Source organism: Daejeonella lutea, assembly GCF_900168015.1.
Classification (GTDB): domain Bacteria; phylum Bacteroidota; class Bacteroidia; order Sphingobacteriales; family Sphingobacteriaceae; genus Daejeonella; species Daejeonella lutea.
Genome location: NZ_FUYR01000001.1, coordinates 1,241,760 through 1,258,812 on the forward strand (window position 1 = coordinate 1,241,760; position 17,053 = coordinate 1,258,812).

A 17,053-nucleotide genomic window follows, 5' to 3' on the forward strand; every position below is an offset into this window, starting at 1 on the left:
CTGCCCAACATAACACAAAATTATTTAGTAGAAAGTTCCATAAAGACCGGGTAATGGTCTGAATACTTGTCCGTAAAACTGTCCATTACCACCTTTGCAGAATGAACCTGGTTTTTCAAATCGCGACTCACAAAAATAAAGTCGATTCGCGAGGTGATATCTGTACCTGTTTTTGGCTCGAAGGCTTTCGGATGCACTGTTTTCACAAAGTCTTTCCGAATCAGACGCAAGCCATCTAAAAAGCCAGCAGCCAGAACATGGGAGATGACCTGATAATCGATCTGACCATTATCCAGCTTCTTTCTTGGCGGATAGTTCTTTTCATAGTTCTTCAGATTCTGAATGATCCGGCCATCTTTGTAGTTCAACGAATCCTGAGGGGACAATGAATTGAAATCGCCCATCAGAATCCATTTGTTCGTTGCAGCACTACTTGCTACCTGAGCCAAAACAACCGCTATTTCTTCCCGCGCCTTCCTGTAATCAAACGGTGTGAGGTGCAGAACACCAACAGAATATCCCCGGATGTTCGCCTGGATCATTCCCCTATCCATATTATCCGTCACCTTCTGCACATTTGTTATCGGGAATTTCGAAGTCAGGGCAACAGGGTACTTCTCCCCTTCGATCAATAATACGGCATAGGGGTGGCCATAACCCCGGGCCAGCTCTTCAAGGCTGGCCTGGGTGAAATCAGTTACTTCCTGCATGGCAATAATATCCGGGTCGAGTTCTTTGATCCAGGCCGTGAATTTCGGCTTGCCGGCAGCTGAATCAAGTCGCATACCCTGCAGAATATTATAGGTCAGCAGGCGTAAAGGGCGCTCCTGTGCGGACAAGCTACCCTGCAAACCAATCATTACGAACAATACCAAAAAGTATCTCTTCACTACGCTCCTTACCATCCCGGATTTTGAACCAGGTTTTTATTCAGGGCTAGTTCCTGCACCGGAATCGGATAGTAATAGTCCTTAGTTTCGTTGAAAGTCCTTGGAGTGGTTACCAATGGGTTAAAATTACCTGATGTGGTATTAGTCAGCCGTTTTTGGTTAACGTTGATAATGCTGGACGTTCCGGCTGGCGCACCGGTTGCAACACCGGTATGCAGGAACACATCCGCCTTTCCATCATTATTAAAGTCGTGAGAACCCAGGCCCGAAAAGTAAATGCCGACCATTGGTTTTTCCAGCTTTTTACCTTCCTTCCAGCGCATCAGATCATCCCACCGCAATCCCTCATTAAACATTTCAATTCGTCGCTCGCGGCGGATCTCCAGGATCACTCCTTTGTTGGCTCCGGCATCTACATTCGGATAGAATGACGCCAGGAAAGCATCCGGCGCTGCATTCGCTGCCGTAAGAATCAGATTTGGCATACCCACCCGCTCACGAAGCTTATTGATGGATTTGTCCAGGTCTGCCTGTGTTAATGTCCCAAGTTCGGCTTTGGCCTCTGCAAATATCAGCAAGGCTTCTGCTAATCTGAATATGATCACATCATTATAAGAGCTTGTCGGCCCCCACTGATCACGGGTTGTTAGGCCTTTGATAATTCGATAACCCGTGGTGGTAATATTCAGATTTACCGCCTCCCGCGCAGTTTCTCCGTACGGGGCATAATCTGGTCCCGGAGTAGTTTGGTAAAGGCGCGGATCACGGTTTTGCATCTCTTCGTAGAAACCTTTTGTCTGATAATTTGCCTGATTGGTAAATTTAGAACCATCCTTCATCAGATAACTATCAATCATGTCTTTGGGTATTCCATATACACCTGCAGTTGGCGCTGTCATCAGGTAACTTAGACCGTGCCGACCGAATGTTGGATTGTAATCGCGGGCAAGTATGGTTTCAGTAGGTTCCTGATCTGAGCGTGCAAACAGATCGCGGTAAGCCACATTAACTCCACCAGCAGTATATAATTTATATGCACCACTTGTAATAAGCTCTTCTGAAGCAGCCGCAGCTTCTTTCAGGAACGCATCGTGGTCACCAAGTTTATGGTACTTTCTAAAAGTTCCTTCAAAAAGGCAGATCCTGGCTTTCAGCAGCAATGCAGTATGCTTCGTGATCCGGTTAAGCTGTACTTCTTTGGGGATGTTCGCAATCGCATAATTTATGTCTTCAAGCACCTGGGCCATTACAACCTTACGCGAATCCCTTGCCTTATACAGATCAGGATCTTCAGCTTCAAGCACTTTCGTATATAAAGGCACATCTCCAAAGGTCTTTACCCTATCATAATAGAAATAAGCCCGGAAGAATCGTGCAATGCCGCTGAACTTAGCTTTTGCAGCGGCATCCTTGCACTTTTCGTAATTCGCCAGAAAGTAGTTTATGGAACGCAGATCGTCCCAGATCCATTTTGTTCCAGTACGGGAGGCGGGCAGCACCCTCGTTCCCTTTACCCGGTCGGCCACGGTAAGAGCTATCGCATTATCGGTTGACGTATCATCAACATATAAATTGAAATCCGGCAGCATATCATAGAACTTGTTCGTGTACACTTCCAGGTCTGTCGCGGTGTTAAAAAATACTGCAGCATCTATTTTATCAACTGGGGTGGTATCCAGCGCATCCTTCTGACATCCGGCAAAGGAAACCAGCAGGAGGATTATTAAGGATATATATCGGGTTTTCATTGTATCTAATTTTGAATGAATTATAAAGTCAGGTTAATTCCCAGTGAGTAAGATTTTCCAATCGGATAATCTTCTGCGCGTGCTCTTGAAACCTGGTTACCCGGATTTGAATAGTTTATCCCTGCACCAGCCATCTCCGGATCGATGTATTTGGTCAGTCCGCCGAAACTCCAGGTGAAGATATTTTCACCGCTGAAATAAACTCTCAGACGATTGATCTTTGCCCGTTGAGTCAGCTTTTCAGGGAATGTATAACCGAAGGTCAGATTCTTCACCCTCATAAAGCCTACATTCATTAGGTAGTAATCATTTACCTCGCCCAGCGATCGTAAAGCCCCAAGGGCAGCATAGCCCCTGGCGATTTGAGGATAAGGTGCCGATGGATTTTCCGGCGTCCAGGCATTGGTCACCAGGTCTTTCCGGATAAAGGATAAATAAGGCCTTTCATAAGGACCCCAGAATATATCTCCTGTCGCATACCAATCTTGTTTTGCAACGCCGGTCCCTGCTACCGAAAAATCGAACGATTTCCAGTCGGCATTCAGGTTAAATCCGAAAGGGAACTTCGGCATGGCATTTCCAATCTCCGCCAGGTCGCCATGATCTGCAAGGGTATTCTTGCCCTTGTTAATTGCACCATCGCCGTTAAGATCCAGGTATTTGATGTCTCCTGCACGCAACCCTTTCCACTGACTGTTTTGAACGATGTTAAGCTCATAGTTATAGACCTGTCCGAGGGAAGCACTTGGATTAGTGAACTTGTTTTGGTAAGCCATGGCCTCGGCATCCGACTTAAATTGGCCATCAATTTTATATCCGTAAATTGTTCCAAGCTTCTGCCCTTCCCAATACGTACTCATCAGGCCATTCGGGTTCGGGTATTTTGTAATCACGCCTTCAAAGTTGTACACACTTGCCGAAGCACGCATACGTAGCGGCTTGCCTCCCAGCATGATCCTGCTGTTAACGCCAAGACTAAATTCGAAGCCACGATTACGAAGACTGGCAATATTCTCCTTTGGCTCAGACGCGCCGAATACTCCCGGTAAAGGCTCGCCCGGCAGGTACATATTTTCGATGTTCTTCTCAAACCAATCGAAAGAAGCCGTGATCTTATCGTCCAGGAAACCCAGGTCAGCACCAATGTCAAGTGTTTTGGAATTTTCCCAGCTTACTACTTTCGGTAATGGTAAGGGTGCCCCAACAAAGTTTGTTTTATTAGAATTGTTCAGCCAAACAGTCTGCCCGGTAGCCAGGATTTGCGAGAAGGTATTATCAGCAATATTCTGGTTACCCAACTTCCCGTAGGATGCCCGTAATTTTAATGAGCTGACATATTTCTCAAGTGGTTTATAAAAGTTTTCCTTACTAACTACCCAGCCTGCAGAAACAGAAGGGAAAAATCCCCAGCGGCTGATCTCAGGAAATTTAGAGGAGCCGTCATAACGGGCATTCACTTCCAGTAAATATTTATTCTTGAAATCGTAATTAAACCTGCTGAAATAGCCCTGAATTGCCCATAAGGCGCCGGAACCGGTAGCTCTCAGCAGCTGTGTTCCCAAATTCAAGCTCGAGAGGTTATTAACCAGCAATTCTCCCTGCTCCGCGAGAAGGTTATTCGATTTAAAATCTTCCTGGTTATAACCAGCCAAAAATTTAATGTTATGGTTCTGGTTAAACAGACTTTTCGAATAGGTGCCGTAAACATTCAACGCGTTATAATTACTCTTATCCCGGCGTTCGGTAAGGCGGTTCAATCCACCTACCAAAGGAGTGATGCGTTCTGTACTCAGGTAATCGTATTGATTAAGTCGTGTAGTCAGATTATTATAATTAAACGTATTGCTGTACTCAATATTAAATTGGAGTCCGGTAAGCGGATTGATACGGGCACTAAGGGTATTAATTAATTGCTCCGACGAACCACTGACATAATTAGAGGCATCTCTCAAAGCACCCTGTGCACCGCTTCCAAAGAAATCGAACGATTTGCCGTCAATTTCAGCGGGATAAAATGGAAACAGGAAATACCATGTTGTATTACTGAAAATGCCGCCATAACCTGTACGACCGCCACCATATTCTATATTATCATCTGTGCTCACCTGGATATTATCAGAGATTTGCAGCCAGTCGGTAGCTTTAAAGTTCAGATTTCCTTTCAGGTTATACTTGGTAAGATCGGCATCAACAATGTTTTGTATCGACGTGCTTTTATAAGCTCTTCCGGATAGATACCCTTGAATCTTGTCATTACCACCGGAGATGGAAAGGTTATGTGTCTGCGTAGGCTGCCATTTTCTAAAAAGATAGCTGTACCAGTCGGTTTTGTCGTAGAACTTATATGTCCCGTTAGGCTGCAGCTCGCGGTAGGGTGCTATCTCGCCGGCACTAACCTTGCGGATCTGCTCGTAGTCAGCGTCATTATATCCTGTATAGGTCGTTGCATTATATCCGTATAAAGCAGCATCTACGGTTTTGCCGTACAGGTAGGGGTCCGAAATGTAATCGGTACGGTTTGTTGGCGTTGTCTGTCCAAAATTATTGATATAGTTAACCGTAAGCTTGCCCTCTTTTCCCTTTTTGGTGGTAACCAGGATAACCCCAAAGGCTCCACGTGCGCCATAAATGGCGGATGAGGCTGCATCTTTAAGGATGGTCACCGATTCGACATCCAGCGGGTTGACCCGGTCTATATTTCCCTGAATCCCGTCGATCAGTACCAGGGGTGAACCACCGTTTATCGAGTTAAAACCACGAATGTTAATCTCAGGTGCATCACCCGGGTTACCGTTATTCGATTGAATGTTCAGACCAGGAAGAGCGCCCTGCAGGGAAGTGATGATATTCGGTGTCGGCCTTACCTGCAGGTCATCACCGCTAATCTGGGAAACCGCACCGGTAAGATTTTCTTTCTTCTGGGTACCATAACCCACAACCACCACAGCACTCAATTCAAGCAGGTCTTCCTTTAATACGACATTGATATAAGTACTTCGCGAAACTGGCAGCTCCTGACTTACGAAACCAGTATAACTAATCACCAGAATAGCGTCCGTGGGCACGTCTTTTAAATTAAACTCCCCATTAACATCAGTGCTCATGGCCTGGGTAGTGCCCTTAACCTTTACTGCAGCGCCCGGAAGTGGCAGCCCCTTCTCGTCAGTAACCTTCCCTTTGATGTCAGCCAACTTCTCAACCTCATTTGCAAACACCAGATCAACACTCCTGCTAACCACTACCGAATTATTTCTGGTGGAGAAGCTAAAGTTATTACCGGGATAGAACTTTTGAAAAACCTCGGCCATCGTCGCATTCCGGAAGTTGACATCCAGCGAAGGTGCTTTAGTTATTAGTTCACCATCACAAAGCACATTCATCCCTGTTTGCTGCGTTACCGCTGTGAGAACATCCTCGAGTGATGTGTTTTTCTCTCTTATCGTTACCCGTTGCGCAAAGCCATTGGCATTAACCTGCAGCAGGAGAAAAGTTGAGAAAATGATTATCAGATTGATCCGCATAATGACCTGTCTTTTGTTAGTCTTTAAAGACTGTATTAATGTGTTTCCGGAGAACAGCAAAAAGCGTTGCAGACCAGCAGCATGCTGCCCCGCCCGGGAAGTATAAAATTTCATACCTTTGATTGGTTTGGGTTATTACTTATGTTAGAGCATCAAGTTTTTCCGCTTCGGCGGAAGCAGATCCAAATTTTGCCAGGGGTGGTCGAAACACTCCTGGTATTTTTTTTGGATTAGATTATGTAGAATTAATTCATAACCATAATCCTCCTTCCCTTACCGTCTCCCTGCTGAACTTTAAAGCGGGCAACTTTTGATAGTTCGATCAGTTCCAAAATGTCCGTCACGTTGTCAAACCTGGAGACATTCCCCCATACTGTTTTATTTGGCACTCCCTTTTCATAGACCACATCCACATTATACCATCGTGCCAGCTTCCGCATAACGCTCGGCAGCGGCTCGTTCCTGAATATGAATTTCCCCTCTTTCCAGGCGACTGCATAAGAGGTATTAACCTGTGATATATTTAGCTTGCCGCCTGCAGAAAGTTCAGACTGCTCGCCGGGTTTCATGGTTCTTGATAATCCTTCGGTGGTAAGAATTTTTACAGAACCTTCAAGAAGGGTAGTAAATATTGATTTCTCTTCCTCATATGCGCTGATATTGAAATGTGTTCCAAGCACTTCGACGGTTTGATTATTGCTTCTAACTCTGAATGGCCTTTCCCGGTCCTTCGCAATCTCGAAATACCCTTCCCCCTGAAGGTCAACCTTGCGCTCATCCTTGCTAAATTGAACAGGATATTTAAGTGACGAAGCTGCATTCAGCCAGACTTTGCTGCCGTCGGGAAGTACGATCTGGAACTGCCCGCCGCGCGGGGTCTCTATGGTATTAAACTTATTTTGATCTGCTGAAGAAACTGATAAGACCTCGTATATCAGCTGTCCATCGGCTGTTTTGATGATCTGAATGCCGGCCTGCTGAGCTAGGGCACCATTCGCTGCATCTGTCAAAGATATCTTTGAACCATCGGCAAGCGTTAGGTAGGCTTTGTTCCCGCCCGGTTTAATGGAATCTATTTTCGCCTGACTAACAGGAATTGTAGGTGGCTGTTCCCTGAAGAACCACAATCCTGCAGAGATAATGATCATTGCCGCGGCTGCCGACGAATACACAGCTATTCTCCGAAGCAGGCTCCGTGAAGGTTTCGGCGCTATCCTTTGCTGGAAATCAGCAAATAACTCATCCTCCTGATCAACCCATTGCTGAAAGCTTTGGTCGCGAAAATTCAGGCTGTGATACCAGTTGTTCAGTTCCTCGAATTCCTCAGGTGTATAGCTGTTGGAATGATACTTTTCTAAAAGATAATTGAGCCTTTCGTCCTTCATTTACAAGCGTTAAACAATGATGTTGTAGGTAAGACACGCAGCTCGCAGCCAACCGTTAGTCGGGACAAAAAAATATATTTTTACTTGTTTGTACGGTTTATTAATGATTAAATTACACTAAGTTAAATTTGGCTGTCCACTCAATTACTACTTTAGCACCATCGAAACTCTTAAAGCACATAGCGATTCTGAGCTTATACTTCTTTGGTATAACGGAAATGAGCAGGCATTTGAGATCCTCTATAAAAGGCATCTAAGCCTGCTATTGTCACTTGCTGTACAGAAGACCGGCGACAGAGAGACAGCCAAAGAGCTGGTGCAGGATACCTTTGTAAATTTGTATAGCCAGAAAGCTTCAATGCTGGAAATACGCTCAGTTCGGGCATATCTCTACGTCATTTTAAAAAACAAGGTCCTTAATTACTACAGGAAGGAATCTGCACGGCGTAGATACCAGGAGTATTTAGCCAGCACCTTCGGGGAACAGGACAACTCAACGGAACTTGGAATACAGTCGCGCGAGATTGAACGCCAGCTTGACCATGAAATTGAAAACCTGCCTCCAAAGTGCCGGGCAGTTTTTAAACTGAGCAGGAAAGAACACCTCAGCAACAAGGATATCGCTTCCCGGCTGGGTATATCTGAAAATACCGTTGAACAGCATATGAGAAAGGCCCTTAGAGATTTGAGAAGCTCTATGGGCGCAGCCGGACTCGCAGCATTGCTCTATCTTCTCGAAAGATAATTGCCACGTTGCCCACCCTCAATTCTCAACTCTCAATTTTCTACTCTCCACTCTCCACTTATCCAAGCGTTTAGTAACTGTCAATTGTAAACTGTCAACTAACGGGTAACCGGATCTACGGTGTCTTTAATCAAAAGCATTCTAAACCCTTTAACCCGCTATGAAAAGAAACATCCTTATCCTTCTTGCCCTGGGCATCGTTCTGCACTCCTGCAGAAAAACAGAGCTGCCTAAAGAATCCCCGGAGATTGTTGACGGATCAAAAGTTCAGAAAATTGATGTCAGCGGCCTGGTGGCCAGCAACGATTCCGCATTTACTATCCAGACTTACGCCGGATCTGGTACCGCCGGCAACGCAAACGGCACTGCTGGTAACCCGCAGACAGCACAATTCCAGACTCCGGAGGGACTGGTATTTGACACCAACGGCAACATGTTCGTGGCCGACTGTAATAACCATGTGATCCGGAAAATCACTCCCTCAGGTACGGTAAGCACTTTCGCAGGTCTGGCCGGAACATCGGGTGCAGCAAATGGAGCTGCTACCATCGCCCGATTTTACAATCCGATCCGTTTGGCAATTGATGCAGCTAACAATCTATATGTAGCCGATCGCGGCAATGCCCGGATTCGGAAAGTTACACCCGCCGGCGTGGTATCCACTATCGCAGGAAGCAGCCCCGGAACCGGCAGCGCGCAGTTCACCTGGCCAACCGATGTGGCCGTGTCGTCCGATGGAACCAAAGTGTATGTAGCCGACTCGCAAAATCACCGCATACAGAAAGTGCTGTACAACGGAACATCATGGGCTACTTCTACCCTGGCGGGATCAACCACCCCAGGCCATACTGATGCAACCGGGAGCTCGGCTAAATTCAAAAACCCTTCAGGTGTAGCTCTCGACAATTCAGGGAATATTATTGTTGCCGATCGATTGAACAAGTGTGTTCGAAAAGTTACAACCTCAGGGGTTACTACCACTATTGCCGGAAAACCATTAGAGGCGGAGTATAGCCTTGATGCACCTGTTTCACACGCACGCTTTGGCGAGCCTTTCGGAGTTACTGTAGCAAACGATGGCTGCATTTACGTTGCGGACATTAACTTCCATACGATTCGCCGCATTAGCAAAGGCTTCGTGGCAACCGTCGCAGGCACCGGAACAGCTGGTGCTGCTGACGGCATTTCAGCAACATTTGACACGCCCACATCGGTTGCCATCGATAATTCAGGAAACTTCTATGTGGCTGATGCCGGAAACAATAAGATACGGAAAATGGTCCCCGAATTACGAACACTTCAATACACACACGGATGGAGCATAACAACTCCCTTTCCAGGGGTTACCCGGTATCGTTTCACCGGCAACCGCTTCTTCCTCCCCTCGGCGGGAGTGAATAAGAGCCAGAATGTAAATGTGCTTGATATTGACCTTTCAATAAATCACGTTGAGTTCATTGCTACGGGGACAGACGACGTCGTAACAGGGCTTGTCGGCGCTGGTACTCCTGCCCTTGCAGCTATCAGCGGAACGTATGCAACCACCCAATATGGCCCTCCCGGAGCGCCTCAGAGAAATCCAACAGGATACGTCCGAAACAATAACGTCACTTTATGGTCAGCAAACATCTTTAAGAGCGGAACTAATTACTGGGTGTATCACGAAGGATATTATTACATGGATGATAACGGCACACAGGGAATGGTATTCAGTGACATGAATCAGGATCCATTTAATCCCGGCGTACACAAGAACATAACCACAGGAGCTCCTATCCTCATCCACAATAGCGTCCCTGTCGAGATTACACGGGTTTCGACACATCCATGGAACCCCGGCGTAAGCACCGTACCGCAAAATATCCGCACAGCTATCGCAGCGAGAACGGCAATTACTATACCTACCACAAATAATCACCTTTTACTGATTAATGTCGACGGCCTAGCAAATGGCACGGAAACCTGTTATTCGAATCCAACCTGGTGGGGCATGACTACCCCGGACTTTGCCCAGTTCATCCAGCAGTATTTCCATGCACCATATGCGCTGAATCTTGATGGTGGCGGGTCATCAACCATGTTGTTAAAGGGCGGAGCAAATAACGGTGGTATCACCGGGGGCCTTGGAGTAATTAATTATCCGAATTATAAGGCAAGCGTTGAAGGGTCATGTCCCGGTACGGACAATCCCTACTATCATCAGCGAACTAATATGCGAAGCGCGATCTCGGTAATGCCAAATTAATAACGAATTCCTGGCGAATGCACATAACGACAGTTTTCTATTTGTAAAGAATAATGAATGGAGGTCAGAAATTGGCCTCCATTCGTCATTTTGAGCTTAAATTGAACAAACTAATTATGCATGGAGGGGCAAACAAATAATGGTTTTAGTCTAACATAAAAATCGCTAACAAGACGCCGGAAGACGCCGAAAAACCATCATCCAATCAACTTCCTCGCCGGATTAAACCTGACAGCTCTATCAATTTGCAGGCAGAATGTAAATCCGATGCCGCTACTGAATGATCAGATCCACTATGGCATTTTGTTCATGGTCCATTAGAAGTTCGAATTAAAAACCAAGTCCCCCTTTAATTGTTATACTGACATTACAAAAAGGAAGATAAAACTCACATTCTTTAACCAGGCTATTACATGACCGGCACAAACAATAAAAGAATACTAATCGTCGACGATAATGAGGATATATCTCAGGTTGTCGGCATGGTTCTGAGTGACAAAGGGTACGATGTTCACTCCCATTCTACCGGCGCTGATATCATTTCTACGGTGCTGAATGTAAATCCAGATCTGATCCTGATGGATATCATGCTCGGTGAATATGACGGGCGTGAGCTTTGCACGATGCTGAAGGACAATGAAGAAACCTCGGAAATTCCGATCCTGCTGGTGTCCGGTGCACACGATCTGCATCCGAAGCAAAATCGGGCAGATGGTTTTATCTCAAAGCCATTTGATATTGATTATTTGCTGCTGAGGGTTGCGAGAACGATTAATTAGGTTGAGGGTTGACGGTTGACAGTGGACAGTTGAGGGTTGAGAGTTGAGAGTGGACAGTTGATAGTGCCAGGGACACCCGGTGTTTGAAAGGAACTCACAGCCCATAGCTCACAACCCATTGCTTCAGAAATCCATCATTTTTGGCGTCATGTTTCGTATACATCTAGTCTAACCAAATAAATTATCTAAATGAAAAAGATACTTCTTTCAGCAGCGATAGCATTATTTGCGGTCTCTGCATTTGCACAATCAAATAGTGCATCTAAAAAACAAAAAGATCCCAATAGCCAGTCTACTGACAAAGCAGCAAAAGATAAAGACTGGAAATTTGATGGTGATCAATACGATGTGAATCAGGACGGTGACTTCTCACCCGAAGAACGTGAAGCACGCCGGGCGGCGAAAATGGCCTGGAAAGAAAACCGCAAAGCTGATCGCAACGACGATGGTATCCTGAATGGCTCAGCAGGGCATCCTGATAATCATGGCAGTGATGTGAGTAGTATAGCGCGTGGAACAACGCTTGAAGGCCGCGAAAAAGGCGAAAGAGTAAGGGATGTTGCACGCTCTAACGGAAAGTCAAGAGAAAGAATGCAAGGCGCAAGCACAGCAAACAAACCCGCTAAAGTTGGCAGAACTGCCGGTGCTGGCAGGACAACTGGAGCAGGACGTAAGAATTAATATTTAATTCAAGAAGAGAAGGTTGCCTATAAGAAGGCAACCTTTTTTTTGCCTGGCAGGTAATTCCGCCATGAATTCCATCATATCAAATCCGATTAAAATTCTTTATCTCCGAATTCACTGGCCGGTAATTTTGCTTTGGCGGCCGACTTATTCAAATTGAAGCTGAAGTTCAGCATAAACACATCAGTCTCGTAAATGTAGTTTGTTGTGGTGTAAAAGTCTAAGCCGGTAGTTGTAATCCTTTGCCTATTGGATTTTTCAGTCCCCAGATCCATATTCAACCATTGGAGAGTTGTGGAGAACCGGCCGTTCATAAATGATTTTTTAACAGATGTATTCGGCGTAATAAATCTCGAGTCCTCACCCTGAGCAGTAGGCCTTGCTGATAAGTAATTTATATTCCCCTGAACGAATAAGGTATTGCTAAGCCTAAAAGTATGATTAGTGTTTATTGAATGTACCAGAGCATTATTAGATACATTCGTTGTCATTCCCAAAACGTTTAGATCTCCTCTTATTTTATAGTTGTACAAATTCCCTCCCAGGTATAGTGTCCACCATTTAAATGGCTGTAAATTAAGACCTGCTTCCACTCCAAGAGAACGCGCAAATTCAGCATTAGTAAACACCCGGTTCAGAATAGTATCAGCATAAACACTGTTTACTCGCTGGATGGGATTCTTAATTCCCTGATAGTAAAGTGTTGCAAATAGCGACCCCGATTTTAAAGTCTTGTTCAATCCGATTTCTGCGAGATCTATAAACCCCGGCAGGAGATCCGGATCACCTTGTTCCAGCGTTTCGGAATGCTCACGTTCAGGGATAGGATTCAGCTCGTAATTGTTTGTCCTTTGCACCCGTTTACTGTAGCCGGCTTTAAGATTCAATTGTGAATTGACATGATAGAGCAAGTTGGCGGAAGGGAAGAGATTTGAAAGGTTTAAGATATGCGGATTGGGGTCGTAAGACAATCGAACAGTTCTCCGGGCAAGCTCATACCTTAATCCTGCGATATAATCCAGTTTCTTTGTCTTCCCTGCATACTGTGAATAAATTGAATTGATTTGGTTTTTTGCCTTAGCAGTTCCGCGAAAGCGATTTGCGTCGGGCTGGGAAGTTGCCGGACTAACGAAGTAATCGAACTTGCCGTCCTGGGTATCATACCTGAATTGGTAGCCGCTCTCCAGCTTTCCTTTCCCAATGCCGATCGAATAATCGAGTTTGAAACGATAACCATCAATAGGATTTTCATACGGATTAACTACTGTCTGAATTACCGTCGCCGTGTTAGGAAAATTAACGTTCGTATTAGTTGTGTTCCCATATAGTCGGGCACGCTCGTACAAAACGGATGCATTCAACGCAGACTTGTCTTTAAAATTATGCGTATAGTCAAAATTCCCCAGCGTAAAATTTCCGTTCTTGGTTTGATGATTAGAATTGAAGTATCTCAAGCTTCGAATTAAATTATTCGTTGTTAAATCTGAAGTCGTATTGTTGTACAGAATATCGGCTACACGGACCTGATGTCTGCGTCCGCTGAAGAATCCCGCCGAAAATGTATTAGAAGCATCGGGCGAAAATATTACGGAAGCGCGACCAGCATAATTTTCTTTCACGAAACTTCGTTCACCCTCAGATGGGAAACGTGTGATGGTATTGTTCTGAAAGTTTTTTGTAAAAACCTCTCCTTCCCGGTAACCTGTATTATCATTTCGGTTGTAATTACCCCCGGCTGAAATATCCCATTTATCTTGCTTGAAATTCAGGGTAATATCCCCTCCAAATCGTACAGGCTTTTTCGCATTATTATAAGTGGTTGTACTCGGCAGGCCGCCCATTGCATTAGCAGCCAGTGTGAAGCCGTTGGTAGCACCCCTTCGCGTTGTAATATTTATTATGCCGCCCTTTCCGTCGGGGTCGTATTTTGCAGACGGTGAAGTTACCAGTTCGATATTCTCGATACTATTTGCCGGCAGCTGGCTTAAGGCTGTTTGAGCGTCAGTAAGGACTGGCTTTCCATTAATTAACACCAGAAAATTTGCAGATCCCCGCACATTTATTTCTCCCTGTCCGGTCACTGATACAGAAGGCAGGTTCTTCATAACATCAATCGCACTACCCCCCTTTGCCGACTCAAACTGGGCAGCTTTATAGGTTTGTTTGTCAATTTTATTGCTTGATGTAACCTGCTGACCGCTCACAGTTATTTCTGCAAGTGACTTAGCGCCCCGCTCTAAAGTTATGGCACCCAAATCTTTTGTTTCGCCAGCAGAGATACTGAATCCAGGGATCATTTTGCTCGCATAACCGATAAATGCGACCCGCAGATAATAAGTGCCGGCACGCAGTTTCGATATCATGAAGGAACCATCAGCTGTGCTGACCTGCCCTGCTGTTAAAGTCGAATCAGCTGCATTAAAAGCTGAGACACTTGCATATTCAATTACTGATTTATCCAGGCCGTCAACGATCCGCCCCTTTACAGAGCCGGTTTGCGCGAAAAGAGTTGTTGAAAAAGCAATAGAAAGAAAAGTTAGCAGCAGCCTGGTAGTCATCTGGAAAATTTTGACAATGATATCTAATTCAGGACAGTTTTATGGTAATATTCTTGATAATCACCTTTACAGACTTTAATTATCCTAATTTCTTCTAACCAACGATTTCCGCAGGACGAAAAAGCGACAGCACTCATGTTTCATACCGGAAGTACTAGAAAACAAACGGAACGCCTAAAAGAGTGGTGTGGACTAAATAATTGATTGAATTCGTGGGTAGACTATTTAACTGACCCAACAAACCCATCTAATTCCGAATTCCCTAACACCTACGCTGATCGCTTTGCGAAATGAGAATTCATAATATCTTCGATCAGCTCTACGGCAGATTTGACACCATCCTCGCCTGCGAGTTTTGCAGCCAGTCGCTTGCTGTTTTGATACAGCCTCTCATCGCTGATTAACTCCTTTACCCCTTTTATAAACTTTTTCCCATTTAACTGTGAGAGCGGAACTGGTTTGACGGCTACCCCCTGCTTACAGGCCAGCTCACCCCAGAAAAACTGATCGCCGAAGGGATAGACAGGCGGACAAATAAACATCGGCTTGCCAGAGCGCAGGCATTCGGCCGTTGTGCCAATACCACCATGATGAATGATTGCCTTCATCCTCGGGAATAATGCATCGAAGTTGGCGGTGCTCAGCACCATCAGCTTTTCTGACTCTTCAACCTCCCACTCTGCCCAGCCTTTGATAACGATAAAGCGCTCGTCGATCTTCTCCATGCCACGTAATAACATGTCACCCAATCCCTTTTCAACCGGCATACTCCCAAAGGTGATAAGCAATGGTGCTTTCCCGCGGCTGATAAATCGCTCCACTCGCGGCTCAATATATTCCTTCTTTGGCGGAAACCAGAAGCCGGTTAAATGCTGGTTCAGCGACCAATCATCAGGGCGGTCTAGAAAATGAGGGCTAATTCCATAAATGCCGGGAATGTCACCGGAAGAACTGCCCACGTCTACCAGGCCATGCTCTACCCGGAACTGATCCAGAGGCTTTTTAAAAAAGCGAAACCTCAGTTCATTGAAACGAAAGCTCATTTTATTCAGGAATGAAGGTATTTTGAGTCCGCTCATGATAGGATTGAGAAACGCACTCGTCTCTTCCATGGCAGGCACAACAGCTGCCCGGATAGCCACACAGTCCAGCTGATCCAAAAACACGTCCGCCAAGGTTTTTGTCCTGTATATAATCACATCACTTGTCTTGGCCAGTTTATAGAATTCACTTAGTGAGGTTTTAATGATCGGGTAAACCACTTCATTCAAGTTTTTCTTGAGATTGTAGAGGTCCACTTTCATGATCTGCTGCCCTTGCTCTGAGTTTATCATAGTTTCAGAGTCGATTCCCACCGGATGAAAACTGATATTATAACCTTCAACCAGTTCACGGAAATTTTCAGCCGTGCATAAGGTTACCGTATAGCCCCGGTCGGCCAGTGCAGCTCCAAGTACTGCAAATGGCTGTACGTCGCCGCGGGTACCTAATGTGAATAATGTGACCTTCATAGATTTAGATTATATTGGGATAACAGATTATGCGCCAAACTGTGAGGCATAAAAACAAAAAAAGAAATGATCCCCTCGATCACTCTTTATAAATGAACCATAAAGAATACCGGCCGCTCTCCACTGCTTCTATTGTTTACCCCGCGTCATAATGCTCCAGGAGGCACAAACCTGCATTCCATTTCTGAAAATCTTAGCTACTTTTGCGGCCGGGATGGCTGCGGTCAAACTGCTGGATTTTGTGAGAAATGCCCTTTAAAATTATATCTTATTCACTGCGGGGCGACACCATTCAAAATTGGATTATTCGCTACACATTCTTCCTGTTGGGAGTAATGCTTATCGCCTTCGGAACGGCCATAACCATTAAAATGAAGCATCTTGGGCTGGCCCCCTGGGACGTTATCAGCGTTGCTCTTTATCAGAAACTGGGTTTAAGCATCGGCACGTGGACCGTGCTGATGGGAATTTTTCTGATTATTCTGACGCTGATCATGCGTGGAAAACATATTAATATCGGCACCTTTCTGAACACATTGTTGCTTGGCCCCATGCTTGATTTTTTCCTCTGGATAGACATATTACCAAATGCAGCATTCTCCTGGACCGATTATTTGTGGCTATGTGCTGCTATTGCAATTATGGGTACGGGAGGCGGCTTATACGTATCAGGTGGTATCGGTGCCGGGCCCAGGGATGGTTTTATGCTCACTATTTCAGATCATACTCACCATTCGGTAAGTAAGACCCGCATAATTGTTGAATCATTAGCTGTGGGTATTGGTTATATCCTCGGGGGACCGGTGTTCATCGTTACCTTCCTCTATACCTTTATTCAAAGCCCAATTTTTCAGCTATCCTTAAAGGTATTCACCAGGTTTCAGCAAGGCCGATATCCAGGGGCCGGTGGCAAGATTATTGGGGTTGAGAACAGCTAGCGTGTGGAACGTTGTGCTGAAAGAAAATAAACTGTAAACCATACATGGC

At 45.3% G+C, this 17,053-nt stretch carries 11 protein-coding genes; 5 read left to right on the plus strand and 6 right to left on the minus strand.

Features of this window, described 5'->3' with window-relative positions; genetic code table 11:
- Positions 1-20 precede the first annotated feature (20 nt).
- The 4 genes from B5X60_RS05565 to B5X60_RS05580 all read right to left on the minus strand — a co-directional run bounded on the left by B5X60_RS05565 (position 21) and on the right by B5X60_RS05580 (position 7,544).
- Positions 21-905 carry an endonuclease/exonuclease/phosphatase family protein gene (locus B5X60_RS05565; RefSeq protein WP_079701622.1) on the minus strand — a complete coding sequence of 295 codons (885 nt, stop codon included), beginning with the start codon at positions 903-905 and terminating at the stop codon, positions 21-23.
- On the minus strand, positions 899-2,638 hold the full coding sequence (locus B5X60_RS05570) for a RagB/SusD family nutrient uptake outer membrane protein (RefSeq protein WP_079701623.1): 1,740 nt from the start codon (positions 2,636-2,638) through the stop codon (positions 899-901). Before B5X60_RS05570 ends, B5X60_RS05565 begins: the two co-directional genes overlap by 7 nt.
- Positions 2,639-2,658: 20 nt before the next feature.
- On the minus strand, positions 2,659-6,273 hold the full coding sequence (locus B5X60_RS05575) for a SusC/RagA family TonB-linked outer membrane protein (RefSeq protein WP_245803464.1): 3,615 nt from the start codon (positions 6,271-6,273) through the stop codon (positions 2,659-2,661).
- Positions 6,274-6,404: 131 nt separating this feature from the next.
- Complete coding sequence (locus B5X60_RS05580; RefSeq protein ID WP_079701624.1) at positions 6,405-7,544, minus strand: FecR family protein; 1,140 nt, start codon at positions 7,542-7,544, stop codon at positions 6,405-6,407.
- Between the two features lie 196 nt (positions 7,545-7,740).
- Between B5X60_RS05580 and B5X60_RS05585 the strand changes: the two genes are divergently transcribed.
- From B5X60_RS05585 to B5X60_RS05600, 4 genes are all read left to right on the plus strand, one after another.
- On the plus strand, positions 7,741-8,289 hold the full coding sequence (locus tag B5X60_RS05585; protein WP_262485818.1) for an RNA polymerase sigma-70 factor: 549 nt from the start codon (positions 7,741-7,743) through the stop codon (positions 8,287-8,289).
- Positions 8,290-8,449: 160 nt separating this feature from the next.
- A complete protein-coding gene (locus B5X60_RS05590) occupies positions 8,450-10,534 on the plus strand; it encodes an NHL domain-containing protein (protein ID WP_079701626.1) in 2,085 nt (694 codons plus the stop codon).
- A 413-nt stretch (positions 10,535-10,947) separates the two neighbouring features.
- Positions 10,948-11,313: a response regulator gene (locus B5X60_RS05595; RefSeq protein ID WP_079701627.1), complete on the plus strand. Its 366-nt coding sequence runs from the start codon at positions 10,948-10,950 to the stop codon at positions 11,311-11,313.
- A 189-nt stretch (positions 11,314-11,502) separates the two neighbouring features.
- On the plus strand, positions 11,503-11,994 hold the full coding sequence (locus tag B5X60_RS05600) for a hypothetical protein (RefSeq protein WP_079701628.1): 492 nt from the start codon (positions 11,503-11,505) through the stop codon (positions 11,992-11,994).
- 95 nt (positions 11,995-12,089) lie between these two features.
- Here B5X60_RS05600 and B5X60_RS05605 read toward each other — a convergent pair whose 3' ends face one another.
- On the minus strand, positions 12,090-14,555 hold the full coding sequence (locus tag B5X60_RS05605; RefSeq protein ID WP_079701629.1) for a TonB-dependent receptor domain-containing protein: 2,466 nt from the start codon (positions 14,553-14,555) through the stop codon (positions 12,090-12,092).
- 269 nt (positions 14,556-14,824) lie between these two features.
- Positions 14,825-16,066: a glycosyltransferase gene (locus B5X60_RS05610; protein ID WP_079701630.1), complete on the minus strand. Its 1,242-nt coding sequence runs from the start codon at positions 16,064-16,066 to the stop codon at positions 14,825-14,827.
- Between the two features lie 248 nt (positions 16,067-16,314).
- On the opposite strand from B5X60_RS05610, the gene B5X60_RS05615 reads away from it, so the two are divergent.
- Positions 16,315-17,004 carry a YczE/YyaS/YitT family protein gene (locus tag B5X60_RS05615; RefSeq protein ID WP_079701631.1) on the plus strand — a complete coding sequence of 230 codons (690 nt, stop codon included), beginning with the start codon at positions 16,315-16,317 and terminating at the stop codon, positions 17,002-17,004.
- Positions 17,005-17,053: the final 49 nt, after the last annotated feature.

Bases quoted from the DNA above. Each gene is read 5' to 3' on its own strand.
- B5X60_RS05575 (WP_245803464.1), bottom strand. From the start codon at position 6,273: ATGAAATTTTATACTTCCCGGGCGGGGCAGCATGCTGCTGGTCTGCAA.
- B5X60_RS05605 (WP_079701629.1), bottom strand. From the start codon at position 14,555: ATGACTACCAGGCTGCTGCTAACTTTTCTTTCTATTGCTTTTTCAACA.
- B5X60_RS05580 (WP_079701624.1), bottom strand. From the start codon at position 7,544: ATGAAGGACGAAAGGCTCAATTATCTTTTAGAAAAGTATCATTCCAAC.
- B5X60_RS05610 (WP_079701630.1), bottom strand. From the start codon at position 16,066: ATGAAGGTCACATTATTCACATTAGGTACCCGCGGCGACGTACAGCCA.
- B5X60_RS05595 (WP_079701627.1), top strand. From the start codon at position 10,948: ATGACCGGCACAAACAATAAAAGAATACTAATCGTCGACGATAATGAG.
- B5X60_RS05615 (WP_079701631.1), top strand. From the start codon at position 16,315: ATGCCCTTTAAAATTATATCTTATTCACTGCGGGGCGACACCATTCAA.
- B5X60_RS05590 (WP_079701626.1), top strand. From the start codon at position 8,450: ATGAAAAGAAACATCCTTATCCTTCTTGCCCTGGGCATCGTTCTGCAC.
- B5X60_RS05570 (WP_079701623.1), bottom strand. From the start codon at position 2,638: ATGAAAACCCGATATATATCCTTAATAATCCTCCTGCTGGTTTCCTTT.
- B5X60_RS05565 (WP_079701622.1), bottom strand. From the start codon at position 905: ATGGTAAGGAGCGTAGTGAAGAGATACTTTTTGGTATTGTTCGTAATG.
- B5X60_RS05600 (WP_079701628.1), top strand. From the start codon at position 11,503: ATGAAAAAGATACTTCTTTCAGCAGCGATAGCATTATTTGCGGTCTCT.